The 16,915-nt window shown below is 54.3% G+C and carries 13 protein-coding genes, 1 pseudogene and 1 riboswitch; of the genes and pseudogenes, 9 read left to right on the top strand and 5 right to left on the bottom strand.

The features are described 5' to 3' along the window. The first annotated feature begins 42 nt into the window (after positions 1 to 42). Complete coding sequence (locus tag KP80_RS21855) at positions 43 to 354, top strand: PTS fructose-like transporter subunit IIB (RefSeq protein ID WP_052285745.1); 312 nt, start codon at positions 43 to 45, stop codon at positions 352 to 354. Here the strand turns inward: KP80_RS21855 and KP80_RS21860 are convergent. The 3 genes from KP80_RS21860 to argE all read right to left on the bottom strand — a co-directional run bounded on the left by KP80_RS21860 (position 341) and on the right by argE (position 5,416). Continuing rightward, complete coding sequence (locus KP80_RS21860; RefSeq protein WP_052285746.1) at positions 341 to 1,189, bottom strand: helix-turn-helix transcriptional regulator; 849 nt, start codon at positions 1,187 to 1,189, stop codon at positions 341 to 343. The genes KP80_RS21855 and KP80_RS21860 overlap by 14 nt on opposite strands. 125 nt (positions 1,190 to 1,314) lie before the next feature. Further along, positions 1,315 to 3,966 (bottom strand): phosphoenolpyruvate carboxylase, encoded by a 2,652-nt coding sequence (gene ppc / locus KP80_RS21865; protein WP_052285747.1) that lies wholly within the window; start codon positions 3,964 to 3,966, stop codon positions 1,315 to 1,317. A 298-nt stretch (positions 3,967 to 4,264) separates the two neighbouring features. Beyond that, entirely contained in the window at positions 4,265 to 5,416 is a 1,152-nt protein-coding gene (gene argE / locus KP80_RS21870) for an acetylornithine deacetylase (RefSeq protein ID WP_052285748.1), read from the bottom strand. A gap of 153 nt (positions 5,417 to 5,569) precedes the next feature. Between argE and argC the strand changes: the two genes are divergently transcribed. The 4 genes from argC (at position 5,570) to oxyR (ending at position 10,044) form a co-directional block, all read left to right on the top strand. Continuing rightward, entirely contained in the window at positions 5,570 to 6,574 is a 1,005-nt protein-coding gene (gene argC, locus KP80_RS21875) for an N-acetyl-gamma-glutamyl-phosphate reductase (RefSeq protein WP_052285749.1), read from the top strand. 12 nt (positions 6,575 to 6,586) lie between these two features. Beyond that, on the top strand, positions 6,587 to 7,360 hold the full coding sequence (gene argB, locus KP80_RS21880) for an acetylglutamate kinase (RefSeq protein WP_052285750.1): 774 nt from the start codon (positions 6,587 to 6,589) through the stop codon (positions 7,358 to 7,360). A gap of 115 nt (positions 7,361 to 7,475) precedes the next feature. Continuing rightward, the gene (gene argH, locus KP80_RS21885) at positions 7,476 to 8,849 is read left to right on the top strand and encodes an argininosuccinate lyase (protein WP_052285751.1); all 1,374 of its coding nucleotides are present in this window, start codon (positions 7,476 to 7,478) and stop codon (positions 8,847 to 8,849) included. A gap of 277 nt (positions 8,850 to 9,126) precedes the next feature. Next, positions 9,127 to 10,044: a DNA-binding transcriptional regulator OxyR gene (oxyR, locus tag KP80_RS21890; protein WP_052285752.1), complete on the top strand. Its 918-nt coding sequence runs from the start codon at positions 9,127 to 9,129 to the stop codon at positions 10,042 to 10,044. Here the strand turns inward: oxyR and sthA are convergent. Beyond that, entirely contained in the window at positions 10,027 to 11,427 is a 1,401-nt protein-coding gene (sthA, locus tag KP80_RS21895; protein WP_052285753.1) for a Si-specific NAD(P)(+) transhydrogenase, read from the bottom strand. The two genes, oxyR and sthA, sit on opposite strands and share 18 nt — an antisense overlap. A gap of 197 nt (positions 11,428 to 11,624) precedes the next feature. Here sthA and fabR point away from each other — a divergent pair. After that, positions 11,625 to 12,259 (top strand): annotated as a pseudogene (gene fabR / locus KP80_RS21900) (HTH-type transcriptional repressor FabR). Positions 12,260 to 12,274: 15 nt separating this feature from the next. Continuing rightward, positions 12,275 to 12,634, top strand: coding sequence for a YijD family membrane protein (locus KP80_RS21905; RefSeq protein WP_052285755.1), 360 nt, complete (start codon positions 12,275 to 12,277; stop codon positions 12,632 to 12,634). Positions 12,635 to 12,680: 46 nt separating this feature from the next. Here the strand turns inward: KP80_RS21905 and trmA are convergent, their stop codons facing one another. Next, positions 12,681 to 13,781, bottom strand: coding sequence for a tRNA (uridine(54)-C5)-methyltransferase TrmA (gene trmA / locus KP80_RS21910; RefSeq protein WP_052285756.1), 1,101 nt, complete (start codon positions 13,779 to 13,781; stop codon positions 12,681 to 12,683). A gap of 114 nt (positions 13,782 to 13,895) precedes the next feature. After that, positions 13,896 to 14,084, top strand: a riboswitch (cobalamin riboswitch). 64 nt (positions 14,085 to 14,148) lie between these two features. Between trmA and btuB the strand changes: the two genes are divergently transcribed. Together btuB and murI are read left to right on the top strand one after the other, a co-directional pair. After that, positions 14,149 to 16,017, top strand: coding sequence for a TonB-dependent vitamin B12 receptor BtuB (gene btuB / locus KP80_RS21920; RefSeq protein WP_052285758.1), 1,869 nt, complete (start codon positions 14,149 to 14,151; stop codon positions 16,015 to 16,017). Then, positions 15,962 to 16,819: a glutamate racemase gene (gene murI, locus KP80_RS21925; RefSeq protein WP_052285759.1), complete on the top strand. Its 858-nt coding sequence runs from the start codon at positions 15,962 to 15,964 to the stop codon at positions 16,817 to 16,819. Before btuB ends, murI begins: the two co-directional genes overlap by 56 nt. Positions 16,820 to 16,915: the final 96 nt, after the last annotated feature.

Raw genomic sequence — 16,915 nt, forward strand, 5'->3', positions numbered from 1 at the left:
TCGTCGGCAGCGTCAGATGTGTATAAGAGACAGGAGCGTCAGATGTGTATAAGAGACAGTACTTATATGGCGGCTGAACGTCTGGAAAAACTCTGCCAGCAGGAAAAGTGGACCATTAAAATTGAAACCCAAGGGGCGTTGGGGATTGAAAACGCGCTGATGGAAGACGATATCCGTCGGGCGGATGCGGTGCTGTTGATAACGGATATAGAACTTAACGGCGCGGATCGCTTTATTCAGAGCCGCTACGTGCAGTCCGGGATTAGCGCTTTTTTACGTGAACCACAAAAGGTGATGAGTGCGGTGCGTAAGCTGCTGTCTGCGCCGCAGCACACGCACATTATTCTGCCGTAGTGAGTTGGCTATGGTACTGGCGGCGGTACTCGGACGGTGAGCGATCGGTATTTTTGCGAAACAGTCTGCAGAAGTAGTTGCTGTCTACAAAGCCACAGGCATGCGCGATTTCTTTGACCTTCAGATCATACCCTTTCAGCAGCATCCGCGCGTGCTCCAGGCGGGTGTGGTTGAGATACTCGTTAAATCCCATAATCCCGCTTTTTTGAAACAGGTGTGACAGGTAGTTCGGTGAGATATAGAAAGCCTGCGCCACCGATTCACGGGTTAGCGGTTCGGAAAAGTGGGTATCGATGTGTTCACGAATGGCGTCAAACAGCGCCTGGCTGCGAGAGGCGGTCTGGATTTGACTGCTGAGCAGATCGGCACAGTGGCTAATCAGACTGGTGGCAATCAATCGGGCGGTTTGCTGATCCTGCGGCTGCATTTGGATTTCGCCCATGGTTTGCAGCAGAAATGACCCTACCCGCGGCCCACGGCGCGCAACGTGCTGTTTCGACATGTTTCTGAGCTGACGTCCATCCCACTGCTGTACGCTAAATCCCAGCTGCTGCTTACCAAACAGCACGCTTAGGGTGGTTGACGGCCGATCCCATAGCGGATAGTTCCAGCCGCCAGCGGGGACATACAGCGCATCCAACCCGTTCATTCTTACCTCATCACCGTGAAGCCCGGCATCCGCCAGTTCCCCGGAAAGCACAATCTCCAGGCGCGGAAAATCAACCTGAAATGCCATCTCTGGAACCGGGGTATGGCTTGCGGCAAACCAGATTTTTTGCAGCGGCGTGGTGCCAGAAGCAATGTGGGAAAGTAGTGGGTTGATGTCGAGAAACATGGGGCTCCCTGTCGTGAACTACAACGTAGAAACCTTAACCGAGGGTATAAAAAAAGGCCACAAAGAATGTGGCCTTTTGCTGGGGGTGTGACCCCGCTCGGCGATATTCGCCGAGGAAAGGATGGTTAGCCGGTATTACGCATACCCGCGGCGACGCCAGCGATGGTGACCATCAGCGCCTGCTCAACGTTATGGTCTGGTTCCAGGCCTTCCTCTTCCGCCTTACGTGAACGGTGCAGCAATTCTGCCTGCAGAACGTTCAGTGGGTCGGTGTAGATGTTACGCAGTTGGATAGACTCGGCAATCCATGGCAGATCGGCCATCAGGTGTGCATCGTTGGCGATATCAAGCACCACTTTGATGTCGGCTTCCAGCAGGTCGCGCAGTTCGGCACCCAGCGCCCACAGCTCGGGTTTCACCAGGCGCTGATCGTAGTATTCCGCCAGCCACAGGTCGGCTTTCGAATACACCATCTCCAGCATACCCAGGCGGGTTGAGAAGAACGGCCAGTCGCGGCACATGGTTTCCAGCTTGCTCTGCTTACCATCTTCCACCACTTTTTGCAGCGCCGCGCCAGCACCCAGCCAGGCTGGCAGCATCAGGCGGTTTTGGGTCCAGGCGAAGATCCATGGAATCGCGCGCAGTGATTCCACGCCTCCGGTTGGGCGACGTTTTGCTGGACGAGAGCCCAGCGGCAGTTTACCCAATTCCTGCTCCGGCGTAGCGGAACGGAAGTAAGGCACGAAATCTTTGTTTTCACGCACGTAGCCACGGTACATCTCGCAGGAGATATCCGACAGCTCGTCCATGATGCCGCGCCACTCTTCCTTTGGTTCCGGAGGTGGCAGCAAGTTGGCTTCCAGAATGGCGCTGGTGTACAGCGACAGGCTGCTGACGGTGACTTCCGGCAGGCCATATTTAAAGCGGATCATTTCACCCTGTTCGGTGACGCGCAGGCCACCTTTCAGGCTTCCCGGAGGCTGAGAAAGCAGCGCGGCGTGAGCCGGTGCGCCGCCACGGCCGATAGAACCGCCGCGTCCGTGGAACAGCGTCAGTTCAATACCGGCTTTCTCACAGGTTTTAATCAGCGCATCCTGTGCCTGGTACTGCGCCCAGGAGGCGGCCATTACGCCCGCATCTTTAGCGGAGTCAGAATAGCCAATCATGACCATCTGTTTGCCCTGGATAAAGCCGCGATACCAGTCGATGCTCAGCAGCTGCGTCATCACATCGTCAGCGTTGTTCAGGTCGTCCAGCGTTTCGAACAGCGGCGCAACTGGCAGGGCGAATGAAATACCTGCTTCTTTGAGCAGCAGATGCACCGCCAACACGTCGGACGGCGTTTTAGCCATGGAGATAACGTAGGCCGCAACCGAACCCTGCGGTGCATCAACAATCGCTTTACAGGTGTTGAGCACTTCGCGGGTGTCGTTGCTTGGCTCCCAGCTACGAGGCAGCAGCGGGCGCTTAGAATTCAGTTCGCGAATCAGGAAGGCCTGTTTATCGGCTTCAGACCAGCTTTCGTAGTCGCCGATACCCAGATAACGAGTCAGCTCGCCCAGCGCTTCGGTGTGGCGGGTACTTTCCTGACGCACGTCGATACGTACCAGCGGCACGCCGAAACATTTCACGCGGCGCAGGGTGTCGAGCAGTTCGCCGTTGGCGATGATGCTCATTCCGCAGGCCTGTAGCGATTTATAGCAGGCGTAAAGCGGTTCCCACAGCTGCTCGTTCTGGCTGATAAGCCCGGCCGGTTTTGGCAGGCGTTGGCCTTTCAGACGCGCTTCCAGCCAGGCCTGGGTTGCCATCAGCTGACTGCGCAGGGTTTTCATGAGGTAGCGGTATGGTTCGGTGGCACCGGCTTCGCCCACCAGTTCGCGCAGTTCGTCGGTGCACTCCACCATCGACAGCTCAGAGATCAGCACCTGCACATCTTTCAGGAACAGGTCGGTGGCTTTCCAGCGGCTCAGCAGCAGCACGTGGCGAGTAATTTCTGCGGTCACGTTCGGGTTGCCGTCGCGGTCGCCGCCCATCCAGGAGGTGAAGCGAACCGGGACAAAATCAACCGGCAGTTTGTAGCCGAGGTTTTCTTCCAGCTGTTCGTTCAGCTCACGCAGATAGTTAGGCACGCCTTCCCATAGGCTGTTTTCGACGACGGCAAAGCCCCACTTCGCTTCGTCAACCGGGCTTGGGCGGTGCTTACGAATTTCATCGGTATGCCAGGACTGGGCAATCAGCTGGCGCAGACGGCGCATCACCTGGTTGCGTTCGTAGTCGGCGATATCGGTATTATCGAGCTGTTTCAAGCAGTTGTTGATTTCACCCATCTTATGGATCAGCGTACGACGCGTGATTTCAGTCGGGTGCGCGGTGAGCACCAGCTCCAGCGACAGGGATTCAACTGCCTGTTTAATGGTGGTTTCGTTGAGATCGGGTTGGTCTTTGAGTTTACGCAGGGTACGGGCAATCACTTCCGGGTTGCTCGCCGCTTCGCCTTTTGGCGAAATGCTGTGGTATTGCTCGGCGGTGTTGGCCAGATTCAGGAACTGGCTAAACGCACGGGCGACCGGCAGCAGCTCATCGTTGGACAGGTTCTGCAGCGTGGTGAGCAGCTCCTGGCGATTGGCTTCGTTGCCCGCACGAGAAGATTTGGACAACTTACGGATCGTTTCTACACGGTCAAGAATGTTCTCACCAAGCGCATCCTTGATGGTATCGCCTAGCACTTTACCGAGCATACTGACATTACTACGCAACGCGGAATATTGTTCGTTCATTAACCCAGACACCCCATCTCATTTTATTTTGTTATATCCCGGCCTCGGAACGAAAGGGCGAGATAAAGACACCTCTTTTATAAAGCCACGTAAAAACCCTTACGTCAATTGCTGCGAAATCGCTTCAGCAAACGAATAAATCGCGGCAATTTACGAAATTTAATTTACTTCCCGCCAGATAAGAAATGCTTATGAAAATGTGAGGGAGATCGCGGGAAAAGAGGATGCCTTGATGGCGAGTGTATGCCGGATAGCGCGGTTTTTTGCCCGGTAAGCATTGGCCACCGGGCAAAACAGATTAATGCCAACAGAAATGATGGACGACCTGAGAAATTAATTCCCGTGTCGGTTTGATAAAACGGGTTTCCAGGTATTCATCTGGCTGGTGCGCCTGGTTAATAGAGCCAGGGCCTAAGACGATGGTCGGGCACAGATTCTGAATAAACGGCGCTTCGGTGCAGTAGTTCACCACTTCAGTTTTGGTGCCGAGCAGTTTTTCCAGAACTTCAACCAACTGGTGATCCGGTGGGCATTCATAACCCGGGATTGGCGGGTGCAGTTCGCTGATGGTTAAACGGCCAGGCCACTGGGTGCTTACTGGCTCGAGCGCTTCCTCCAGCAGACCATTGAGGTCGTTAAGCGTCATGCCCGGCAGCGGGCGAATATCCATGTGCAGCTCACAGCAGGCGCAAATACGGTTGGAGGCGTCACCGCCGTGGAGGCTACCCAGGTTGAGCGTGGGGTACGGCACGGTGAAGGCGTCATAGTGATAACGTTCTTTCAGCGAATCGCGCAGCTGCATCACGCGGCCAATGGCGTCGTGCATGATTTCAATCGCGTTCACGCCGCGCGCTGGATCGCTGGAGTGGCCCGACTGGCCGAGCACGCGAATGGCGTTGGACATATGGCCTTTGTGGGCACGGACCGGTTGCAGCGAGGTCGGTTCGCCGATAATCGCGCAGTCTGGGCGCAGCTCGGTGGACTCAGCAAAGTAACGGGCGCCCGCCATACTGGTCTCTTCATCGGCGGTCGCCAGAATGTAGAGCGGTTTTTTCAGCGTCGTCACATCCACATCACGCAGGGCGTCGAGAATAAACGCAAAGAAGCCTTTCATGTCGGCGGTGCCTAAACCGTAGAGCTTGTTGTCATGCTCGCTGAGGGTGAAGGGATCGCGCGTCCAGCGGCCATCGTCGAAGGGAACGGTATCGGTATGCCCGGTGAGTAACAGGCCGCCTGCGCCGTGCCCGGTGCTGGCGAGCAGGTTAAATTTATTGCGGGTGCCAGGGACCGGCTGTACCTCAACCTGAAAGCCTAAAGAGGCAAACCAATCAGCGAGTAGAGTGATTAAAGACGCATTGCTCTGATCGAGCGCTTCTTCGGTTGCGCTGATGGACGGGGTGGCGATCAACGCACGGTAAATCTCGATAAATGGGGGTAAATTGTTTTTCATTGTTGACACACCTCGGGTCGTGATAGTATCAATATTCATGCAGTATTTGTGAATAAAAATACATTATCATTAGGCGTAAGAAAACCCACCAACTGTAGGGTGAAGTGATTACGCTTAATCAGGCAAACAGACATAAGAAGGTGAACTGCACCGATGTTGAATACGCTGATTGTGGGCGCGAGCGGTTATGCTGGCGCAGAGCTTGTGACCTATGTAAATCGCCATCCTCATATGAACATAACCGCTTTGACGGTCTCAGCGCAAAGCAATGATGCAGGAAAGCTAATCTCCGATTTGCATCCACAGCTAAAAGGCATTGTCGATCTGCCGTTGCAGCCGATGTCCGACATCAGTGAATTCAGCGCGGGCGTTGACGTGGTGTTTCTCGCGACGGCCCATGAAGTGAGCCACGATCTGGCGCCACAATTCCTGGCGGCAGGCTGCGTCGTGTTTGACTTGTCCGGTGCGTTCCGCGTGAACGATGGCGCCTTCTATGAAAAATATTACGGCTTTACTCATCAGCACCCGGAACTGCTGGCACAGGCGGTGTATGGTCTTGCCGAGTGGAGCGCTGATGCGTTGAAAGAGGCGAAGCTGATCGCAGTACCAGGCTGTTATCCAACGGCGGCCCAGCTGTCACTTAAACCGCTGATCGACGCCGATTTGTTGGATCTCAATCAGTGGCCGGTGATCAACGCCACTTCCGGTGTGAGTGGCGCGGGGCGTAAAGCGGCTATCTCAAATAGCTTCTGTGAAGTGAGCCTGCAGCCGTACGGCGTGTTTACCCACCGCCATCAGCCGGAAATTGCTAGCCATCTGGGCGCCGAGGTGATTTTCACCCCGCATCTGGGCAACTTCCCCCGCGGTATTCTGGAAACCATTACCTGTCGTTTGAAGCCGGGCGTGACGCATGCTCAGGTGGCCAAAGCGCTGCAGCAGGCCTACGCAGACAAGCCAATGGTCCGCTTATACGACAAAGGTGTGCCGGCACTGAAAAACGTGGTCGGTCTACCGTTCTGCGATATCGGTTTTGCCGTTCAGGGCGAGCACCTGATCGTGGTGGCGACCGAGGACAACCTCTTAAAAGGCGCAGCCGCACAGGCCGTGCAGTGCGCCAATATCCGTTTCGGCTTCGCTGAGACGCAGTCTCTTATCTAAGGTGTGATGACGATGAATCCATTAATTATCAAACTGGGTGGCGTGTTACTGGATAGCGAAGAAGCGCTGGAGCGCCTGTTTACCGCGTTGGTGAACTACCGCGAATCGCATCAGCGTCCGCTGGTGATTGTCCACGGTGGCGGCTGCGTGGTGGATGAGCTGATGAAACAGCTTAATCTGCCGGTGAAAAAGAAAAATGGCCTGCGTGTGACCCCAGCCGACCAAATCGACATCATTACCGGTGCGCTGGCGGGTACCGCCAACAAAACGCTGCTGGCGTGGGCGAAGAAGCATGATATTGCTTCCGTTGGCCTGTTCCTGGGCGATGGCGATAGCGTCAACGTAACCAAACTGGATGAAGAATTGGGCCACGTGGGCCTGGCGCAGCCGGGCTCGCCTAAGCTGATTAATCTGCTGCTGGAAGGGGGATTCCTGCCGGTAGTGAGTTCTATCGGTGTGACTGCGGAAGGGCAACTGATGAACGTTAACGCTGATCAGGCGGCAACCGCGCTGGCTGCTACGCTGGGTGCGGATCTGATTCTGCTCTCCGACGTCAGCGGTATTCTGGACGGTAAAGGCCAGCGTATTGCAGAGATGACGGCAGCGAAAGCTGAACAGCTGATCGACCAGGGCATTATTACCGACGGTATGATTGTGAAGGTGAATGCCGCGCTGGACGCAGCACGCACGCTGGGCCGTCCGGTGGATATCGCCTCCTGGCGTCACGCCGAGCAGCTGCCGGCGCTGTTTAACGGCACACCAATTGGTACGCGTATTCTGGCTTAATTTTTAAGGTGCCGGAGGGAGGCGATGCCTTATCCGGTCACATGAACAGAACCTGTAGGCCGGATAAGCGCAGCACCATCCGGCAGTGAAATCGAAGAATTTAAGGAAATTTGTTATGGCACTTTGGGGCGGGCGTTTTACTCAGGCAGCGGATCAGCGGTTCAAACAGTTCAATGACTCTTTACGCTTTGACTATCGCCTGGCTGAGCAGGATATCGTGGGTTCTGTCGCCTGGTCTAAAGCGCTGGTAACCGTTGGCGTACTGACCGAGCAGGAACAAGCTCAACTGGAAGACGCGCTGAGCGTGCTGTTGGAAGAGGTTCGTGCGAACCCACAGCAAATCCTCGAAAGCGATGCGGAAGATATTCACAGCTGGGTGGAAGGGAAGCTTATCGACAAAGTCGGCCAGTTGGGCAAAAAACTGCACACCGGCCGTAGCCGTAACGACCAGGTCGCGACCGATCTCAAGTTGTGGTGTAAAGACACCGTGGCTGAACTGCTGGTGGCAAACCGTCAGCTGCAAAGTGCGCTGGTGGAGACCGCGCAGGCCAACCAGGATGCGGTTATGCCGGGCTATACCCATCTGCAGCGTGCGCAGCCGGTGACCTTTGCCCACTGGTGCCTGGCCTACGTTGAGATGCTGGCGCGTGATGAAAGCCGTCTGCAAGATACCCTCAAGCGCCTGGACGTGAGCCCGCTGGGCTGCGGCGCGCTGGCGGGTACCGCTTATGAAATTGATCGTGAACAGCTAGCAGGCTGGCTGGGCTTCGCTTCTGCGACACGTAACAGCCTCGATAGCGTATCTGACCGTGACCACGTGCTGGAACTGCTCTCCAATGCTTCTATTGGTATGGTGCACCTGTCGCGCTTCGCCGAAGATTTGATCTTCTTTAATACCGGTGAAGCGGGCTTCGTTGAGCTTTCTGACCGCGTGACCTCCGGCTCTTCGTTGATGCCGCAGAAGAAAAACCCGGATGCGCTCGAGCTTATTCGTGGCAAATGCGGCCGCGTGCAGGGCGCGTTGACCGGCATGATGATGACGCTGAAAGGTCTGCCGCTGGCTTACAACAAAGACATGCAGGAAGACAAAGAAGGTGTGTTCGATGCGCTGGATACCTGGATGGACTGTCTGCATATGGCGGCGCTGGTATTGGATGGCATTCAGGTGAAACGTCCACGTTGCCAGGAAGCAGCGCAGCAGGGTTATGCCAACGCCACTGAACTGGCGGACTATCTGGTAGCGAAAGGTGTTCCGTTCCGCGAAGCGCACCACATTGTGGGTGAAGCGGTCGTTGAAGCGATTGCCCAGGGCAAGCCGCTGGAAGATTTAGCGCTGACCGATCTACAGAAATTCAGTGCAGTGATTGGTGATGATGTCTATCCGATCCTGTCACTGCAGTCCTGCCTTGATAAACGTGCAGCCAAAGGCGGCGTGTCGCCGCAGCAGGTGGCGCAGGCGATTCGCGATGCGCAGGCACGCTTGAACTAATCGTTCTGAGTGTGAGAGAAACCATTAAGCCCGGCCGAGCACAGCGATGCCGGGTTTTTTATGCAAAAAAAAAGCGGGCCACGGGGCCCGCAAACGTTCATGTTGGCTTTTGTTAGTCGAGTTCGAGAGAAACTCCGATTCAGTGTGACGACTTCAAGGGTTAAACGAGGGTCACCTGTTTCTGTGCTGTATTATTAAACAGAATCCTTGATAGGGATAATCATTCGTTGCTATTCTATCTATCGCCATGGGCTATCGTGGCGATGGAGGAAGAATAATGAATATTCGCGATCTTGAATACCTGGTGGCATTGGCTGAGCATCGGCACTTCCGCCGGGCGGCAGATTCCTGCCATGTCAGTCAGCCAACCCTGAGCGGGCAGATTCGTAAACTGGAAGATGAACTGGGCGTGATGTTGCTGGAGCGTACCAGCCGCAAAGTGCTGTTTACCCAGGCGGGGCTGCTGCTGGTGGACCAGGCGCGTACCGTGCTACGCGAGGTCAAAGTGCTTAAGGAGATGGCAAGCCAGCAGGGAGAGACGATGTCTGGTCCGCTGCATATCGGCCTGATTCCAACCGTTGGCCCGTATCTGCTGCCTCACATTATCCCGATACTGCATCAAACTTTCCCCAAGCTGGAAATGTATCTGCATGAAGCGCAAACCCATCAGCTGCTAGCGCAGCTCGACAGCGGTAAGCTGGACTGCGTGATTCTGGCGCTGGTGAAGGAAAGTGAAGCGTTTATCGAAGTTCCGCTGTATGACGAACCGATGCTGCTGGCAATCTATGAAGATCACCCGTGGGCGGAGCGCGATCGCGTGCCGATGTCGGATCTGGCTGGTGAGAAACTGCTGATGCTGGAAGATGGTCACTGTCTGCGCGATCAGGCGATGGGCTTTTGCTTTGAAGCGGGCGCGGATGAAGATACCCATTTCCGGGCAACCAGTCTGGAGACGCTGCGTAATATGGTGGCGGCAGGAAGCGGCATTACCTTGCTGCCAGCGCTAGCGGTACCGCAGGAACGTAAGCGCGATGGCGTCGTGTATCTGCCGTGTATTAAGCCGGAACCGCGTCGTACCGTCGGTTTGGTCTATCGACCAGGATCGCCGCTGCGCAGCCGCTATGAGCAGCTGGCAGAGGCCGTCCGTGAAACGATGGACGGCCATTTCGACAAAGCGCTAAAAAAGGCGATTTAAGCCGTTCAGCGCCGCTACCCGATAGGCTTCCGCCATGGTCGGGTAGTTAAAGGTGGTGTTAACGAAGTACTCGATGGTGTTACCACCGCCTTTCTGCTCCATAATCGCCTGGCCGATATGAATAATTTCGGCCGCGCGCTCGCCAAAGCAGTGAATGCCGAGGATCTCCTTGGTCTCCCGATGGAACAGGATCTTCAGGGTTCCCACACTCATACCGACGATTTGCGCCCGCGCCAGGTGTTTAAACTGCGCACGACCCACTTCATACGGCACTTTCATTGCAGTTAGCTGCTGCTCGGTTTTACCCACGGAGCTGATTTCCGGAATGGTATAGATCCCGGTTGGGATATCTTCAATCAGGTGCCCGGACGCTTCGCCTTTCATCAGCGCCTGCGCAGCGATACGGCCCTGGTCGTAAGCGGCGGAAGCAAGGCTCGGATAGCCGATAACGTCACCGACGGCATAGACGTGTGGCAGCGCGGTCTGATAGAGGCTATTCACCTTCAATTGACCACGGCCATCGGCCTGCAGGCCGATGTTTTCCAGCGCCAGCGATTCGGTATTACCGGTACGGCCATTGGCAAACAGCAGGCAGTCGGCTTTGAGCTTCTTGCCGGATTTCAGGTGCATGATGACGCCGTCGTCCACGCCTTCAATCTTCTCGTATTCTTCGTTGTGGCGAATCACCACGCCGCTGTTCCAGAAGTGATAGGAGAGTGAGTCTGACATTTCCTGATCGAGGAACGCCAGCAGACGGTCGCGGGTGTTGATCAGATCAACCTTCACGTCCATTCCACGGAAGATAGACGCGTATTCACAGCCGATAACCCCTGCGCCGTAAATAATGACGTGACGAGGTTCATGATGCAGGCTGAGGATAGAATCGCTGTCGTAAATGCGTGGGTGATTAAAGTCGACGTCTGCCGGGCGATACGGGCGGGAGCCGCAGGCAATCACGAACTTCTCGGCGGTTAACGTTTCGACTGAACCGTCCGGGCATTTCAGCGCGATGGTGTGGTCATCAACAAAGTGGGCATCGCCCTGCAGCATTTCACAGTGGTTGCGCTCATAAAAGCCCTGACGCATACGCGTCTGCTGATTAATCACGCTATCAGCATGATTCAGGATGTCGGCGAATGAGGAACGGAGAAGTCGGCTGTGGTCGCTGTAGAGTGGGTTCTGGTTGAATTCGATAATACGGCTGACGGCGTGGCGAAGGGCTTTGGACGGGATTGTGCCCCAGTGGGTACAGCCGCCGCCGACATTATGGTAACGCTCAATAACGGCGACGTGGGCTCCTTGCTTCACCAGACCCATAGCAGCGCCTTCGCCGCCGGGGCCGGAACCAATAATGACTGCATCATAATCGTAGGAATGTGGCATGGTAAGGCTTACCTGTTCTTATACATAAAAGCAACAGAATCATAACATCATCGAGGGAATAACCCAATTATCGTTGGGCTTTTTTCATACGAAATAGCATAAATAGCATGTAAACAATCATTAACAAAGCTGCGTAAGTGGAATCGATTTAATCTCTGGTATAGTGCCAGCACGGCATATGGAAGGATTCAGTTATCGTGATGGGTGTTAGAGCACAACAAAAAGAAAAGACCCGGCGTTCGCTGGTCGAAGCAGCATTCAGTCAACTTAGCGCTGAGCGAAGCTTTGCCAGCCTGAGTCTACGTGAAGTTGCGCGGGAGGCGGGCATTGCACCAACGTCCTTTTATCGTCATTTCCGCGACGTCGATGAGCTCGGGCTGACGATGGTCGACGAGAGCGGCCTGATGCTCCGCCAACTGATGCGCCAGGCACGTCAACGTATTGCCAAAGGCGGCAGCGTGATCCGCACGTCCGTTTCAACCTTTATGGAATTTATTGGCAATAATCCAAACGCCTTCCGCCTGCTGCTGCGTGAGCGTTCTGGTACATCTGCGGCATTTCGTGCGGCGGTTGCCCGCGAGATTCAGCACTTTATTGCGGAACTTGCTGACTATCTGGAAATCGAAAACCATATGCCTCGTGCGTTCACTGAAGCGCAGGCTGAGGCGATGGTCACTATCGTATTTAGCGCGGGAGCGGAGGCTTTAGATGTTGGCCTCGAGCAGCGTCGACAGCTGGAAGAGCGGCTGGTGCTGCAGTTACGGATGATCTCCAAAGGCGCGTACTACTGGTATCGCCGTGAACAAGAAAAGAGTCACATCATTCCGAATAAGGTGGTAGACGAGCAATGAAACAGTCAGGTCAAGATAAAGGTACGCTGCTGCTGGCGCTGTTGGCTGGCTTATCGATCAACGGTACGTTTGCAGCGCTATTTAGCTCCATCGTTCCTTTTTCCATCTTTCCCATCATCTCTCTGGTGCTGACGGTGTATTGTCTGCATCAACGCTACCAAAACCGCACGATGCCGGTGGGGTTGCCTGGCCTGTCAGCGGCCTGTTTTATTCTCGGTGTGCTGCTTTATAGTACCGTAGTACGCGCGGAATACCCGGATATCGGATCTAACTTCTTCCCGGCGGTATTGTCAGTGGCGATGGTCTTCTGGATTGGCTATCGGATGCGTAATCGCAAGCAGGGTATTTCTGAGTGAGATTGTGGGGCCCGGTCGCGCGACGCTGACCGGGCTTGTGAGTTTATTATTTCTTCGTCAGTAATACGCCGCATTCCATATGATGGGTATACGGGAACTGATCGAACAGCGCCAGGCGAGTGATGTTATGCGTCTGGGTTAAGGTCTCCAGATTCTGGCACAGTGTCTCCGGGTTACAGGAGATGTAAAGAATGTTCGGATAGGCCTGCACCATCTTCTCGGTTTCGCTATCCAGCCCGCTGCGCGGTGGATCGACAAAAATCGTCTCACACTGGTAGCTTTTCAAATCGATACCCTGCAAACGGTTAAATTCCCGCACGCCGTTCATCGCCTGAGTAAACTCTTCCGCCGCCATGCGAATAATTTGCACGTTGTCGATCTGGTTGGCGGCAATGTTGTACTGCGCGGCAGCAACCGATGGTTTAGCGATTTCAGTCGCCAGCACGCGGTTAAAGTTGCGCGCCAGCGCCAGCGAGAAGTTGCCGTTACCACAGTAAAGCTCCAGCAGATCGCCACGTGAATTCTGCGTGGTATCCAGAGCCCACTCCAGCATCTGAATGTTCATTGCCGCGTTTGGCTGGGTGAAGCTGTTCTCGACCTGGCGGTAGATCATCTCTTTGCCGGCAACCGGCAGGCGCTCGTCGATGAAGTCCTGGTCCAGTTCGATTTTGGTTTTGGTCGCGCGGCCAATCAGGTGCACGTTTAACCCCTGTGCACGCAGCGCATCGCGTAGCGCCTCGGCCTGTTCGCGCCAGGCGTCATCGAGTTTTTTATGGTACAGCAGCGAGACCACCGCCTGATTGCTCAGGGTGGTGAGGTAGTCAATCTGGAACAGCTTGTGGCGTAACACCTGATTGTCGCGCACGCCTTCAAGCATAGCGGTCATCAGCGTGTTAATAAGCTGACTGGCCGCCGGGAAGGTATCGACGCGAATGCGGCTCTTGGTCTGCTGGTCAAACATAATATGGTAGAGATCATCGCCTTCGTGCCAGATGCGGAATTCCGCACGCATCCGATAGTGGCTGACCGGTGAGCGAAACACCTCCGGCGCAGGTGCGCTAAACGGCGCCATCATCGTTTGCAGGCGAGTGACTTTCTCGGCGAGCTGAGCGTCGTACTGATCGGTTGGGAGATGTTCGGGGGTCATGATGCATCCTGAATAGTAAAAGTACGCGGGGGATTGTAGGGCTTGCTCAGGGGATGTCCAGCCTCACGCGGGTTAAAATGATAAATAGCAGTCTGGACATCCATATGTAACTAAATGTAGCATTCGCGTACCGGTCCTGTGAGTTAAAAGGGAACCCAGTGTAAATCTGGGGCTGACGCGCAGCGGTAAGGAAGGTAAGAGAGGAGCGCACCTGGTGCAGACACTGCGGCTTGCCGTGGGAAGTCATCCTCTCTTTTATATAGCCTCCAAGCCCGAAGACCTGCCGGATGACGTCGCATGAGGTTTTATCGTCGCGAGCAACGGATAAAACCAGCGGCATCCTTTATCTATTGCGGATGCTTTAAAAATGATTAAAAAAGTTTCGCTGATGACGGCGTTATCCGTCACGGCATTTTCCGGCTGGGCGCAGGATAGTGGCCAGGATTCTCTGGTGGTCACAGCAAGTCGTTTTCAGCAGCCCGTTGATACTGTATTAGCACCCACGGATGTGGTGACTCGCGAAGAGATCAATCGCTGGCAGGCGAAAAACCTGAACGACGTAATGCGTCGTTTACCCGGTGTTGATATTGCTCAGTATGGCGGTATGGGCCAATCTTCATCTCTCTTTATTCGCGGCACGGAAACCCGACAGGTGTTGGTACTGGTTGACGGCATCCCCATGAGTCGCCCGGGTATTTCTAATACACCAGACCTTAATCAGATTCCCCTTTCTTTAGTGCAACGCGTGGAGTATATCCGCGGACCGCGTTCAGCGATTTATGGTTCTGGCGCGATGGGTGGGGTGATTAATATCATCACGCACTCTGACACTGATGAGTCAAAGATTGATGCAGGCATGGGGTCGAAAGGCTATCAGCATTATGATGGCACGCTGCGCCAGCGCTTTGGCGATACGGTGGCGACGGTAGCTGGTTCTTATGAGAGTACCAACGGTTTTAACGTTCAACCAAAGTCGACCTGGGATCATGATAGCGACCGTGATGGTTTCCGTAATAAAACGTTTTGGGGAAGCCTGGAACACAAGTTTAATGACAACTTGTCGGGTTTTTTCCGTGCTCATAGCTATACCAATAACACCGATTACGACCTGGGTAAGGCGCCAACGTTGAAGGCATATAGTGCCGATGAGGAGCAGCTTTATAACCAGTCTTGGGATACGGGGATGCAATTTAACTCGGGGATTTACTCTTCTCAGTTGATTGCTAGCTACCAGAAGGTAAAGGACTACAACTACAGCAGTATCTATGGTCGTTATAATGATGGAACGACGCTGGATAATATGACACAGCGTAATCTGCAATGGGGCAACAATGTCCAGGTTGGGCAGGGATCAATTAGCGCAGGTGTCGATTGGCAACAGCAACGTTTGACTTCATCAAACACCACGGTTTCTGATAACTACAAACGCGATAATACCGGCTTATATTTGACCGGGCAGCAGCAATTTGGGCGTGTGACGCTTGAGGCTTCTGGTCGTGAAGACCACGACGATCAGTTTGGCTGGCACGGTACCTGGCAGACGACTGCGGGCTGGGCTTTTGTTGACAACTATAGGGCGACACTTTCCTATGGAACGGGCTTCCTGGCTCCATCTCTTGGGCAACAGTTTGGTTCCACGCGCTTTGGTATCAATGCCAACCCAAACCTCAAACCTGAGGAATCACAACAGTGGGAAGCAGGGCTCGAAGGGCTAACCGGTCCGCTGGACTGGCGTTTATCGGCATATCGCTACAAAATCAGCAACCTTATCACCTACTACTCTGATCCGGTTACCTGGGATGGTGAGTATGACAACATCAACTCTGCGACGATCAAAGGAGTGGAGTGGACTGGGAATGTTGATACAGGAATCTTTAGCCATCGGGTCACGTTGCAATATATGGACCCGCGTAATGATGATAATGGGGAAGTGCTAGCGCGCCGTTCTAAACGTCAGGCCAAATATCAGCTTGATTGGTCTATGTTCAATGTTGATATGGATATTTCATGGCAATACTACGGTAAGCGCTATGATAACAACACGTCTGAGTACAACCCTAAGCAGCAAATTTTACCGAGCTACAGCACAGTTGATGTATCGGCATCATATCCGATCACCTCACACCTGACAGTTCGTGGTAAAATCGCCAACCTGTTCGATAAAGATTACGAGACAGTTTATGGCTACCAAACTGCAGGACGGGAATACACCTTGTCTGGCAGCTACACCTTCTAAACCACGTCCCACCGTCCTGGTCTTTGATTCCGGGGTCGGTGGGTTGTCGGTCTACGATGAGATCCGTCATCTCTTGCCGGATCTCCATTACATCTACGCTTTCGATAACGTCGCTTTCCCGTATGGGGAAAAAAGTGAAGAGTTTATCGTTGAACGCGTCCTTGAAATTGTCACCGCTGTACAGCAACGCTATCCGTTAGCGCTTGCGGTCATCGCCTGCAATACGGCAAGCACGGTGTCGCTGCCCGCATTGCGTGAGAAGTTCGCCTTCCCGGTTGTGGGGGTCGTGCCAGCCATCAAACCGGCGGCGCGTCTGTCGGCCAACCGTATTATTGGGCTGCTGGCAACGCGGGGAACGGTGAAACGTCCTTATACGCATGAGCTCATTGCCCGCTTTGCGGATGAATGCAAAATCGAAATGCTGGGTTCTGCCGAACTGGTTGAGCTGGCGGAAGCGAAGCTGCACGGAGAACCTGTTTCGCTGGAAGAGCTGCGTCGTATTCTGCGTCCATGGTTGCGGATGCAAGAGCCGCCGGACACCGTTGTTTTAGGCTGCACCCATTTCCCTCTACTACAAGAGGAGCTTTTACAGGTGCTGCCGGAGGGGACGCGGTTGGTGGATTCAGGTGCGGCAATTGCCCGTCGTACCGCCTGGCTACTGGAACATGAAGCACCAGATGCAAAATCCAGCGATGCGAATCAGGCTTATTGCATGGCGTTAACGAATGAGACTGAGCAACTTTTACCCGTTTTACAGCGGTATGGCTTTGAAACGCTCGAAAAACTGCCTGTTTCGGCATGAATTGAGCAAAAAAGAGACGGTTGAAAAGTTTTTTTAAAACAGGGCTTGTCAACGTCTTAGAACTCCCTATAATGCGCCTCCACTGACACGGAACAA

This window comes from Kluyvera genomosp. 1, from assembly GCF_001266615.1.
GTDB lineage: Bacteria > Pseudomonadota > Gammaproteobacteria > Enterobacterales > Enterobacteriaceae > Kluyvera > Kluyvera cryocrescens_A.